This is a genomic window from Stenotrophomonas sp. Sm6012, assembly GCF_030985895.1.
Lineage (GTDB): Bacteria > Pseudomonadota > Gammaproteobacteria > Xanthomonadales > Xanthomonadaceae > Stenotrophomonas > Stenotrophomonas forensis.
The window spans coordinates 25,050-35,459 of sequence record NZ_JAPTFX010000035.1; the positions used below are offsets into that span (position 1 = coordinate 25,050).

The following is a 10,410-nucleotide window of genomic DNA, read 5'->3' on the forward strand; positions in this document are numbered from 1 at the left end:
GAAGCCTGCCTGTTCAGCGGCTGCCTGCGCGCGCGGCGATCCAGCGCCTGTAGCGACGTGTCCGGCACCTTCCCGCTGCCTGCGCCAGCAGCAGCGCCCACACCGGTGAGATGCCGGGCGCGGTGGGGCGGCGCCGGCTCAGCCGGCCCAGCTGGTACTTCACCGCCGCCATGTGTGCGCTGGCCGCCAGCGGCTTGCTGCGCCAGTCAATGGTGCGCAGCATCGGCACCGCGTCGTGCCCCTGCTGCCAGTGTTTGGGCAGGTCCGGTTCGATCGCCAGCGCGGTGGCGATGCCCACCATCGCAACTCCACTGTCCAGCACCTGCTGGGCCACCGCGTGGCGACGGATACCGCCGGTGACCATCAGCGGCATCGTCGCCACCGTGGCGATCTCGCGCGCAAACTCGAGGAAGTAGGCTTCGCGTGCGAGGCTGCGCTCATCGCGCGCGGCGCCGGTCATGGCCGGTGCTTCGTAGCTGCCACCGGACAGTTCGACCAGATCCACACCCAGCGGGGCCAGCATCTCCACCACCGCGCGCGCGTCCTCCGGCGAGAAGCCGCCACGCTGGAAGTCGGCGGAATTGAGCTTCACCGCCACCGCGAACGTGGGCGACACCGCAGTGCGCACCCCTTGCACGATCTCAAGCAACAGGCGCGCGCGGTTCTGCAGGCTGCCACCCCAACGGTCCTCGCGGCGGTTGGAGAGCGGTGACAGGAACTGGCTGAGCAGATAGCCGTGTGCGGCGTGGATCTCCACCCCGCTGAAGCCAGCACGCTCGGCCAGCTCGGCACTGCGGGTGAAGCGGGCGATCACCTCTTCGATGTCGGCCCCGGTCATCGCCCGCGGCGGTGCGAACTGGCTGGACAACGCCCCCATCTGCAGCGGCACCGCTGAAGGCGCCAGCGCCGGTTGGCCGAGCGCGGCCGGCATCTGCCGCCCGGGGTGGTTGATCTGCATCCACATCTGCACGCCGCGCGCGCGGGCCGTGTCCGCCCAGGCGATGAAGCGATCAAGATGGCGATCGTCTTCCAGCACCACACCGCCTGGTCCGGTCATGGCACGGCCATCGACCATCACATTGCCGGTGATGATGAGCCCGGCGCCGCCGTCGGCCCAGCGCTGATAAAGCTGCAGCAGCGCGGGCGAGGGCGCGTGGTCGGCGTCGGCCATGTTTTCCTCCATCGCGGCCTTGGCGATGCGGTTGTGGATGACGGCGCCCGAAGGCAGGGCCAGCGGCGAGAACAGGGACATCGGACAGCTCCGGGACAGGGGAATGGCGCTACGCTAACCTTCAAGTTTGATTGAAGGTCAACCGATGCCGATGTCGAGGATTCAGGCCCATGAAGATCGGTGAGCTGGCGCGGCGCACGGGCCTGGCCGCGTCGCGCATCCGCTTCTACGAGGATGCCGGGCTGCTGGTGGTGCAGCGCCAGGCCAACGGCTACCGCGACTACCCGGAGCAGGCGGTACTGCTGCTGGAGCTGATCATCGGCGCGCAGCGCGCCGGCTTCAGCCTGGAAGAGATCCGTGCGCTGCTGCCGCCGGACATGGGCCAGTGGCAGCACGATGCGCTGATCACGATGCTGCGGCGGAAGGTGGCCGATATCGAGGCGCTGCAACTGCGCCTTGCGCAGAGCCGGGCGCACCTGCTGGCCTTGATCGAGGATATCCAGGCGAAGCCGGAGGGCATTGATTGCGCGGCCAATTCACGGCGGGTACTGGACCGCGTACAGCGTGGCGAACTGGCACGGCCCACGCTGGCAGCCGGCGATGGTGCGTTGCTGCGGCCGGGCCGCCGCCGCACCGGCAGCGACTGACGACCCGGCGCGATGCTCAGTGGCTGCCGGCGACGGCGTGCTTGCGCTTCCTGTCCAGCATCACCGCCACACCCCACAGCAGCAGGCCGCCGAGGGCGGTGGCGGCGCCGACGTAGCCGGTGCTGGCCGGGCTGAAGCCGGCGCTGATCGCCATGCCGCCCAGCCAGGGACCCAGGGCATTGGCGGTATTGAACGCGGCATGGTTGGAAGCGGCGGCAAGCGTCTGTGCTTCGCCGGCCACGTCCATCAGGCGGGTCTGCAGCACCGCCGCCAGCGCGCCCATGGTGCCGACAGTGATGATCATCGGGCCGATCGTCCACACCGACTGCGCCGCCAGCGGATACAGCAACAGCATCACGATCGACCACAGCAGCACCACGGCGGCGGCCTTGAAGTGGAACTTGTCCACCAGCCAGCCACCGGCGATGTTGCCGATGATCGCGCCGATTCCGAATACGCCCACCGCCAGCGGCATCCACGATTCGGCCACGCCGGTGACCTGCACCAGGGTCGGTGCCAGGTAGGTGAACACGCAGAACATGCCAGCGAAACCGACCGCACCGATCGCCAGCGCCAGCCACACCTGGGTGGTGTTGAAGGCGCGCAGTTCGCGCATCGGCGAGGTACGCACCTCGTCCGGATCGGGCAGCAGGAAGCGCGCGATCATCACCACGGTTGCGATGGCCAGCAGGCTGACCAGGGCGAAGGCGGTGCGCCAGCTCAGCTGCTGGCCCAGCCAGGTGGTCAGCGGATTGCCGACCAGGATCGCGATCGACAGGCCGAGCAGCACGCGCGACATCGCCTGGCCACGCTGGCCGGCGGGGCTGATCGCCGCAGCCACCAGCATCGCCACGCCGAAGTAGGCGCCGTGCGGCAGGCCGGCGACGAAGCGCGCCAGCAGCATGGTGGCGTAGTTCGGCGCCAGCGCGCTGGCCAGGTTGCCGACGGCATAGAACCCCATCAGCGCCAACAGCAGCTTGCGGCGCGGGAAACTCGCGCCGACGAACGCCAGGATCGGCGCACCGACCACCACGCCGATGGCGTAGGCGCTGATCAGGTGACCGACCTGGGTTTCAGAGATCGACAGGCCCCGGCTGATCTCCAGCATCAGGCCCATGCTGGCGAACTCGCTGGTGCCGATGGCGAAGCCGCCCAATGACAGGGCGAGAATGATCAGGGTGCGCTGACGGGGCGTCAGCCGCGCAGCCAGGGAAGAGTTGGGGCTCATGCGGGGGCGCGATGGGGACGGGGGAGCCGCCCATTGTACTGCTGCACCGCAGCAGTGATCAGTGCCCATGGCCAAGAATCAGCGTTTGACCGGTGGTACCCGGGTTGCATCGGGCGGCGGTCAGGGCTGCACGTACATGTCGCTCCAGATGACGAAGGTCTCCGGCGTCATCTGTGCCTCCACTTCGGCACGCACCACTTCGCATACGGCGAGCAGCGCTGCCTGGCGTGGGTGCGGAGCGTCCTGGCCGCTGCCGGCGGTCACTTCAGGTTCGTTGGCCAGCGCTGCCAACGTGCGTGCTGCATCCATCAGCTGCAGCAGCCGTGTGGTTGCCGTAGCGGGTGTGGCGGTGGCCGCGCGTTGGCCGCCAAGGGCGACCAGCGCGGCGGCGTACTTGCTGCGCAGGCGGTCGGCCACCGCCGGGGCGAGCTGCAGCAGCCGGCGCGGGTGGGCGTTGTCGGCAATGTCGGCCAGCTTCACCTTCAAGGCGGGTGGATGCTGGCGGATGCGCGCGTAGTACTGATCGGCATCAGCGGCGGTGTGCCGGCTGAGCAGGCTCACGGTGTCGCGGATCGGTGCCGGGAAGGCCTGCACCTGCGCCGCGTACTGGGGGCAGTCCTCGACCACGTCGTGCAGCCAGGCAGCCGCCTTGGCCATGTCATCGTCATGGATCGCCGCCGCCACGCGCGCCACGTGCTCGATATAGGGCTGGCCTGCCTTGTCCTGCTGCCCGGCGTGGGCCTGGCTGGCCAGCGCGCGTGCCTGTGCCACCCAGTCCATCGTTGGCTGCTGCATCGTCGGCTCCTGCGGATGAAAGATAAATTATCGCCCAATCGCGTTGGTGCCGAGGTTGACCCGCCGCAGGCGGCTGGGTAACGTGCGCGTGCCTGCAGCACGCAGGTGCCTGCCGAGTGTGGTTTTTCATGTTGGAGATTGCCGTCATCGGATAACCCTTCCCGTGTGTCTGCCGGGAGTGGTTATCGAATGCGTGTTCCCCTGGCCGGGTGCCGTTGGCAGCCCGTGTCGTCCGCATTTCCGATTACGCAGGATCTCTCTTTCCATGAATATCTCCCGAGCGGAGCAGAGGACGTTGCACGTTCTCGCCCAGGGCGGCTGCATTGCCTTCAGCCGCGACGGCTCTGGCCGTGTCCGCAGCGTTGAATGCTTCAATCGTGAAGGCCTGTTGCTGAGCGATTGCACGCTGGCCGTCTTCAAGAAGCTGAAAAACAAGCGCCTGATCAGTTCGCATGACGGTCGTCCCTACCGCATCAACCGCGCCGGACTGGTTGCGGTGCGCCCGCAGCTGGACAATCGCTGATGCACGCCATGGCGACCCTTTCCCTTCACCGCGTACCCGCTGGCCGGGTGCGCCGCATCGATCGAGGTGCCCCTTGAACTACACCCTCCGCAATGAAGCCGCGGCCGACATCGCCGCCATCCATGCGCTGACAGCCGCAGCCTTCGCTACCGCCGAGCACAGCAGCCATACCGAACACTTCATCGTCGATGCACTGCGCGCGCGTGGCGAGCTGGCGGTTTCGCTGGTGGCCGAGGTCGATGGCGAGCGGGTTGGCCATGTCGCGGTTTCGCCGGTGGCGATCAGCGATGGCAGCAGCGGCTGGTTCGGCCTCGGTCCGATTTCGGTACTGCCCGGATGGCAAGGGCAGGGCATCGGTGCGGCGTTGATGCGTGCCGCGCTTGACGCTCTGCGCCAGCAGGGAGCACGGGGCTGCGTGCTGCTGGGCGAGCCGGGCTACTACGGACGCTTTGGTTTCCGCGTCGAACCAGGCCTGATACTGCCGGGCGTGCCCGCGGAGTACTTCCAGGCCCTCTGCCTGCGCCCACCAATGGCGCAGGGCGTGGTGCAGTACTCACCGGCATTCGAGGCCACCTCCTGAGCCGGGCCTGGCGCGCTCCTGCTCAGGGCGCGCGCCAGGCGGTCGGTTCGGGTTGCGGCCTGGGAATGCGGTAGCCGCCGATATGCTCGAGCAGTTCGTTGGTGCGGCGCTGCTCGACCAGCACCTCGCGCAACAGGTTGCGCACGGCGAAGATGGCGAACGGCACCAGGATCCAGACCAGGCTGATGCCCAGCGCGAACAGGGTCAACAGGGCTTTTGCGCCATCCATGCACGGCATTCCTTGATTCAAAGAAGCTACGCTAGCACGGGGCGGCTGCCGAAGGATGTCAGGCGCTATGCCGCAGATGGATCAACGGATACGAGCGCCCCTGCGAATCCACAGGTGAGCGTCCGGTTTCGATGAAGCCCATGCGCAGGTAGAAACCCAAGGCCTGCGCGTTCTGCGCGTTGACGTCGGTGCTCAGCTGCGGATGCAGGGCCAGTGCATGCTGCAGCAGCTGCCGGCCGATGCCGGTGCCACGCACGTCCGGGTCGATGAACAGTGCTTCCATGTGGCTGCCGTCGATCAGCATGAAACCCAGCGGGCGGTCCTGTGCATCAGCGGCGACGGTCATCGGTGCCTGCGGCAGGAAGCCGGCCACTTCGGCATCGATGGCCTGGCGGTCTTCGGCGCTGAGGAAGTCGTGGGTGGCGTCGACGGCGCGACGCCACAGGTCGACGAGGGCGGCGCCGTCGTCGGCGCGCGAGGGGCGCAGGGTGGTCATGGGTCACCAAGGTGCTTCGGAAAAGTGTGCAGTATGCAGATTCCGGGCGATGGCTGCAGGCGTGGGTTCATTCCCCGTTGCGATGGCGGATGAAGGGGCTGAACGCGGTTGCGTCCGCACGAAGCACCACGCCATCCTCGAAGTCCTCGCTGTCATTGAATGGCACGCTCGGCCATTGTTGCCAGTGCGCCAGCCGTTCGCGGTAGTTGCCGGTGGCGGCCTTCAGCGCGGCATCGTGCGCCTGCACGCGTTCGGGTGGGAGCCCGGAACGCACGCCATGCACCACATGCGGCTGCATCACCTCGAATCCGACGTAGCGCAGGCTGTACATCAACGGCCACAGCAGCAGCCGGGTGTCGCCCTCGCGGCCGTCCACCGCGCATGCCCGCGCCGATGACCCGGTGGTGACACTCAGCAACGCGCGCTTGCCGCGCATCACGCCGTGCTCGTGGCGCTGCCGGCTGTTGTAGATCGGTCCGTAGACCAGCACGCGGTCCAGCCAGCCCTTCAGCATGGCCGGCGCCGCGAACCACCATAGCGGAAACTGCAGGATCAGCAGGTCGGTGGCCTGCAGCAGGCGCAGGTGGCGCTGCACGTCGGCCGGTAGCTGTCCCTGTTCGGCGCTGTGGCGCTGCTCGCGCTGTGCATCGAAGTGGCCGGGCTGCAGGCGCTGCGGATGGTGATGGGCCGCTTCCAGCGGATCGAAGGCATCAGCGTACAGGTCGATCATGTCCACCCGCAGGCCTTGATGCTGCAGCTGCTCGGTTGCCTGGGCAGCCAGATGGGCATTGAACGAGCGCGGTTCGGGATGGGCCAGCAGGATCAGGGCGTGCATGCGGAAAGGACGTGTTGGAGTGTGCGACCATCCTGGCGAGCCCGGCGTACTCCGGCAATTACGCACCTTGAGGTAACCATGGCCTTTCCCGGCGACGTCTATGCGGCGGACTGCTCGGCGCGCGATGCGCTGGCGCTGATCTCCGGCAAGTGGGTGATGCTGCTGTTGCCTGCCTTGGCGCAGGGACCGATGCGCAATGGCGCGCTGCTGCGGAAGATCGAAGGGCTCTCGCAGAAAGTGCTGACCCAGACCCTGCGGCAACTGGAGCGCAATGGCCTGGTCGAGCGCTGCGACCACGGCAGCAAGCCGCTGCACGTGGAGTACCGGCTGACCGAGGTCGCGCGCAGCCTGGTCGACACGCTGGCTGCGCTGGACCGTTGGGCCGAGCACAACTTCCCCGTGCTGGATGCGGCCCGCGATCGCTTCGACGCGCGTTAGCGACGCCTGCACGAAGCGGGGCGTACACTAGCGCCGCGGCGGCCATCCTGGCCCAGCAACGACGCGAGAACCGCCATGACCGACACCCTGGGTGTACCGGTGCACGACGCCGATGAGCACTGGATGCGCCATGCGCTGGCGCTGGCCGAGCGCGCGCAGCGCGAGTTCGATGAGATTCCGGTGGGGGCGGTGCTGGTCGGCGCCGATGGCCGGCTGCTGGGCGAAGGCTGGAATCTCAACATCGCCTCGCATGATCCCAGTGCGCATGCCGAGATCGTGGCCATGCGGGCGGGGGGCAGGCTGCTGGCCAATCACCGGCTGCTAGGCAGCACCCTGTACGTGACCCTGGAGCCGTGCGCGATGTGCGCGATGGCGATCGTGCATGCGCGCGTCTCGCGCCTGGTCTACGGGGCCAGCGACCCCAAGACCGGGGCGTGTGGCAGCGTGTTCGATCTGCTCGGCGACGCCCGCCACAATCACCGCGTCGAGATCCACGGCGGCGTCCTGGCCAAGGAAGCCAGCACGCGGCTGACCAATTATTTCCGTGCCAAGCGGGGCAAGCCGCCGCTGCTGCTGGAAGACCACGCCGACGAGGGCTGAACGGCGAACGGGTATGATGGGCGCCTCTTTCCCTATCCGGTAGGCCGCGCGCCTGCCCAGCAACGAGGCGACACAATGGCGGACAACGGCGCGGCCAACGAACGACTGATCTGGATCGACCTGGAAATGACCGGGCTGGATACCGACAACGATTCGATCATCGAGATTGCCACCGTGGTCACCGACGCCCAGCTCAACGTGCTGGCCGAAGGACCGGAGTTCGCCATTCATCACCCGGTGGAAACACTGGAGGCGATGGATGAGTGGAACCGCAACCAGCACCGCCGTTCGGGCCTGTGGCAGCGCGTGGTGGACAGCACCACCACGCTTGGCCAGGCCGAGGCGCAGACGGTGAACTTCCTGGCACAGTGGATTCCGGCCGGCCTGTCGCCGATGTGCGGCAACTCCATCTGCCAGGACCGCCGTTTCCTGCACCGCCAGATGCCGCGCCTGGAGAAGTACTTCCATTACCGCAACCTGGACGTGTCCACGGTGAAGGAACTGGCCAAGCGCTGGGCGCCGACCGTGGCCGCCGGGGTCGGCAAGAACAGCAACCACACCGCGCTGAGCGATGTGCACGACTCGATCGCCGAGCTGCGCCACTACCGCCAGTTCATGGGCGCACTGTCGGGCCTGCCGACGCCTTGACCGGCACTACGCTCCGTTCAACTCCCTGGCGCTAAGATCGGCGCCATGAACGAGCCCATCCTGCTCCCCCGCGACATCGCCCACGATGCCCGCGACTGGTCCGACCTGCAGCGGGCGGTCACCCTGCTGGAAGCGCCGACCCTGACCGCGCGCATGGCCAACCTGGTCGGCACCCCGTTGGAATTCGCGGTGAAGGCGCTGCCCAAGGCGGTCTCTGGCCGTATCCATGGCGCGGTGCAGGCGGCGCTGTCGAAGTCGGCGCAGGCGGCGCTGTGGAGCATGGACAACAGCCCCGGCAAGGGCGCCTCCACGCGCTGGCACAAGCTGGCAGCGGCAACCTCGGGTGCGGTTGGCGGGGCCTTTGGCTTCGCCGCGCTGTTCATCGAGCTGCCAGTGTCGACCACCATCATGATGCGTGCGGTGGCCGACGTGGCTCGCAGCGAGGGCTTCGACCTGTCCGAGTTCAGTACCCGCCAGGCCTGCCTGGAGGTGTTCGCGCTGGGCGGCAACTCGCCGCGCGATGACGCCAGCGAGACCGGTTACTACCTGGCCCGCGGCTTCACCACCGACGTGATGCGGCACCTGTCGGCCGAACTGGCCGGGCGCGCGGTGACGGGGCGTGACCTGACCCTGGGCGTGGCGCCGAAGGAAGCCGGCAAGCTGCTGGCGAAGATGGTGGAGAAGGTGGCCGCGCGTTTCGGCGTGGTGGTGACCGAAAAGTTTGCCGCACAGGCGGTGCCGATCGTAGGTGCGGCAGCCGGTGCAACGCTCAATACCATGTTCACCGATTACTACCAGGACATGGCGCGCGGCCACTTCATCGTGCGCCGGCTGGAACTGAAGTATGGCGAGGATGTGGTGCGCGCCTGCTACGACCGGGTGGCGCACGGTGCGATCAGGATCGAGCCCAGCCTGGAATAGAACCACGCCATGCGTGGCTGAGCTCTGATGGCGGGTGATCCTTGCCTGCCGGGCACAACTGTTTTGCCACGATGCGCCTGTTGTGCTGCGGGCTCCATCCCCATCCTTGCCGGTACTCCCCCGCAAGAGATTGCCGCCATGCTGTTCACCCCCCACCGCCTGGGCGCTCTGACCCTGCCCAACCGCATCGTGATGCCGCCGATGACACGCTCGCGCGCAGCGCACGGCAACGTCGCCACCGCGGATATGGCCGCCTACTACGCGCAGCGTGCAAGCGCCGGCCTGATCGTCAGCGAAGGTACCCAGATCAGCCCGCAGGGCCAGGGTTACGCCTGGACGCCCGGCATCCACAGCGATGAGCAGGTGCAGGGCTGGCGTCAGGTCACCGACGCCGTGCATGCCGCCGGCGGTCGCATATACGCGCAGCTGTGGCACGTCGGCCGGGTTTCGCACGTGGCGCTGCAGCCGGGTGGCGTGGCGCCGGTGTCTTCCTCGGCGTTGCTGGCCGACGGCGTGAAGGTCTTCGTCGACCCGACCGGCGCAGGCCCCGATGCCGGCGTGGGCGAAATGATCCAGCACTCGATGCCACGTGCACTGGCGGAGGATGAGATTCCGGGCATCATCGCCGACTACGCGCAGGCCGCCCGCAATGCGCTCGCTGCTGGCTTTGATGGCGTCGAACTGCACGGTGCCAATGGCTACCTGATCAACCAGTTCATCGACTCGCAGGCCAACCAGCGCACCGACGGCTACGGCGGCGCATTGCAGAACCGGCTGCGCTTCCTGCGCGAGGTGGTGCAGGCGGTGGTGGCGGTGGTCGGTGGGGAGCGCGTCGGCGTGCGCCTGGCGCCGCTGACCACCCTGCAGGGCGCGGTGGACGATACGCCGCAGGCGACCTACCTGGCGGCCGCGCACCTGCTGGGCGAACTTGGCGTGGGTTACCTGCATATCGCCGAGGCAGACTGGGAAGACGCGCCGTTGATGCCGGTCGCGTTCAAGCAAGCGCTGCGCATGGTCTACCCGGGCACGCTGATCTATGCCGGCAAGTACACCGTCGAGCGCGCCGAGCAGGCGCTGTCTGAGGGCTGGGCCGACCTGATCGGCTTCGGCCGGCCGTTCATCGCCAATCCGGATCTGCCCGAGCGCCTGCGCGCGGGAGCCGAATTGAACCCACCGGACCGGGCGACGTTCTTTGGTGGTGGGGCGGCCGGGTTCATTGATTATCCGGCGTTGGAAGCGGTCGTCGAGGCCTGACGCCGATGGCCGGTCTGCGCGGTTCCTGGTAGTTGGGGGGGGGGG

At 67.8% G+C, this 10,410-nt stretch carries 14 protein-coding genes; 8 read left to right on the forward strand and 6 right to left on the reverse strand.

Annotation, left to right across the window (positions count from 1 at the left end):
- Window positions 1-13: 13 nt before the first annotated feature.
- The gene (locus tag O0J73_RS08835) at window positions 14-1,252 is read right to left on the reverse strand and encodes an NADH:flavin oxidoreductase/NADH oxidase family protein (RefSeq protein ID WP_308308513.1); all 1,239 of its coding nucleotides are present in this window, start codon (window positions 1,250-1,252) and stop codon (window positions 14-16) included.
- Window positions 1,253-1,341: 89 nt separating this feature from the next.
- On the opposite strand from O0J73_RS08835, the gene O0J73_RS08840 reads away from it, so the two are divergent.
- Window positions 1,342-1,818: a MerR family transcriptional regulator gene (locus O0J73_RS08840; protein ID WP_006452130.1), complete on the forward strand. Its 477-nt coding sequence runs from the start codon at window positions 1,342-1,344 to the stop codon at window positions 1,816-1,818.
- Window positions 1,819-1,834: 16 nt separating this feature from the next.
- On the opposite strand, the gene O0J73_RS08845 is transcribed toward O0J73_RS08840, so the two are convergent.
- Window positions 1,835-3,046 carry an MFS transporter gene (locus O0J73_RS08845; RefSeq protein WP_053450152.1) on the reverse strand — a complete coding sequence of 404 codons (1,212 nt, stop codon included), beginning with the start codon at window positions 3,044-3,046 and terminating at the stop codon, window positions 1,835-1,837.
- Between the two features lie 120 nt (window positions 3,047-3,166).
- A complete protein-coding gene (locus O0J73_RS08850) occupies window positions 3,167-3,841 on the reverse strand; it encodes an HD domain-containing protein (protein ID WP_308308514.1) in 675 nt (224 codons plus the stop codon).
- A 265-nt stretch (window positions 3,842-4,106) separates the two neighbouring features.
- Between O0J73_RS08850 and O0J73_RS08855 the strand changes: the two genes are divergently transcribed.
- On the forward strand, window positions 4,107-4,364 hold the full coding sequence (locus O0J73_RS08855) for a YjhX family toxin (RefSeq protein ID WP_040007459.1): 258 nt from the start codon (window positions 4,107-4,109) through the stop codon (window positions 4,362-4,364).
- Window positions 4,365-4,437: 73 nt separating this feature from the next.
- Window positions 4,438-4,944: an N-acetyltransferase gene (locus tag O0J73_RS08860; RefSeq protein WP_308308515.1), complete on the forward strand. Its 507-nt coding sequence runs from the start codon at window positions 4,438-4,440 to the stop codon at window positions 4,942-4,944.
- A gap of 22 nt (window positions 4,945-4,966) precedes the next feature.
- Here O0J73_RS08860 and O0J73_RS08865 read toward each other — a convergent pair whose 3' ends face one another.
- From O0J73_RS08865 to O0J73_RS08875, 3 genes are all read right to left on the reverse strand, one after another.
- Entirely contained in the window at window positions 4,967-5,173 is a 207-nt protein-coding gene (locus O0J73_RS08865; protein WP_006452125.1) for a hypothetical protein, read from the reverse strand.
- A 58-nt stretch (window positions 5,174-5,231) separates the two neighbouring features.
- On the reverse strand, window positions 5,232-5,669 hold the full coding sequence (locus tag O0J73_RS08870) for an acetyltransferase (protein WP_308308516.1): 438 nt from the start codon (window positions 5,667-5,669) through the stop codon (window positions 5,232-5,234).
- 67 nt (window positions 5,670-5,736) lie between these two features.
- Entirely contained in the window at window positions 5,737-6,504 is a 768-nt protein-coding gene (locus O0J73_RS08875; protein ID WP_308308517.1) for an NAD(P)H-dependent oxidoreductase, read from the reverse strand.
- Window positions 6,505-6,582: 78 nt separating this feature from the next.
- On the opposite strand from O0J73_RS08875, the gene O0J73_RS08880 reads away from it, so the two are divergent.
- The 5 genes from O0J73_RS08880 (at window position 6,583) to O0J73_RS08900 (ending at window position 10,365) form a co-directional block, all read left to right on the forward strand.
- Entirely contained in the window at window positions 6,583-6,942 is a 360-nt protein-coding gene (locus O0J73_RS08880; RefSeq protein WP_197563650.1) for a helix-turn-helix domain-containing protein, read from the forward strand.
- A gap of 75 nt (window positions 6,943-7,017) precedes the next feature.
- Window positions 7,018-7,542: a tRNA adenosine(34) deaminase TadA gene (tadA, locus tag O0J73_RS08885; RefSeq protein ID WP_006452089.1), complete on the forward strand. Its 525-nt coding sequence runs from the start codon at window positions 7,018-7,020 to the stop codon at window positions 7,540-7,542.
- A 75-nt stretch (window positions 7,543-7,617) separates the two neighbouring features.
- Window positions 7,618-8,190, forward strand: coding sequence for an oligoribonuclease (gene orn, locus O0J73_RS08890; RefSeq protein WP_006452087.1), 573 nt, complete (start codon window positions 7,618-7,620; stop codon window positions 8,188-8,190).
- 45 nt (window positions 8,191-8,235) lie between these two features.
- The gene (locus tag O0J73_RS08895) at window positions 8,236-9,111 is read left to right on the forward strand and encodes an EcsC family protein (RefSeq protein WP_308308518.1); all 876 of its coding nucleotides are present in this window, start codon (window positions 8,236-8,238) and stop codon (window positions 9,109-9,111) included.
- Between the two features lie 138 nt (window positions 9,112-9,249).
- Window positions 9,250-10,365: an alkene reductase gene (locus tag O0J73_RS08900; RefSeq protein WP_308308519.1), complete on the forward strand. Its 1,116-nt coding sequence runs from the start codon at window positions 9,250-9,252 to the stop codon at window positions 10,363-10,365.
- Window positions 10,366-10,410 lie beyond the last annotated feature (45 nt).

Bases quoted from the DNA above. Each gene is read 5' to 3' on its own strand.
- O0J73_RS08865 (WP_006452125.1), bottom strand. From the start codon at position 5,173: ATGGATGGCGCAAAAGCCCTGTTGACCCTGTTCGCGCTGGGCATCAGC.
- O0J73_RS08845 (WP_053450152.1), bottom strand. From the start codon at position 3,046: ATGAGCCCCAACTCTTCCCTGGCTGCGCGGCTGACGCCCCGTCAGCGC.
- O0J73_RS08900 (WP_308308519.1), top strand. From the start codon at position 9,250: ATGCTGTTCACCCCCCACCGCCTGGGCGCTCTGACCCTGCCCAACCGC.
- O0J73_RS08880 (WP_197563650.1), top strand. From the start codon at position 6,583: ATGGCCTTTCCCGGCGACGTCTATGCGGCGGACTGCTCGGCGCGCGAT.
- orn (WP_006452087.1), top strand. From the start codon at position 7,618: ATGGCGGACAACGGCGCGGCCAACGAACGACTGATCTGGATCGACCTG.
- O0J73_RS08850 (WP_308308514.1), bottom strand. From the start codon at position 3,841: ATGCAGCAGCCAACGATGGACTGGGTGGCACAGGCACGCGCGCTGGCC.
- O0J73_RS08840 (WP_006452130.1), top strand. From the start codon at position 1,342: ATGAAGATCGGTGAGCTGGCGCGGCGCACGGGCCTGGCCGCGTCGCGC.
- O0J73_RS08855 (WP_040007459.1), top strand. From the start codon at position 4,107: ATGAATATCTCCCGAGCGGAGCAGAGGACGTTGCACGTTCTCGCCCAG.
- O0J73_RS08835 (WP_308308513.1), bottom strand. From the start codon at position 1,252: ATGTCCCTGTTCTCGCCGCTGGCCCTGCCTTCGGGCGCCGTCATCCAC.
- O0J73_RS08895 (WP_308308518.1), top strand. From the start codon at position 8,236: ATGAACGAGCCCATCCTGCTCCCCCGCGACATCGCCCACGATGCCCGC.
- tadA (WP_006452089.1), top strand. From the start codon at position 7,018: ATGACCGACACCCTGGGTGTACCGGTGCACGACGCCGATGAGCACTGG.
- O0J73_RS08870 (WP_308308516.1), bottom strand. From the start codon at position 5,669: ATGACCACCCTGCGCCCCTCGCGCGCCGACGACGGCGCCGCCCTCGTC.
- O0J73_RS08875 (WP_308308517.1), bottom strand. From the start codon at position 6,504: ATGCACGCCCTGATCCTGCTGGCCCATCCCGAACCGCGCTCGTTCAAT.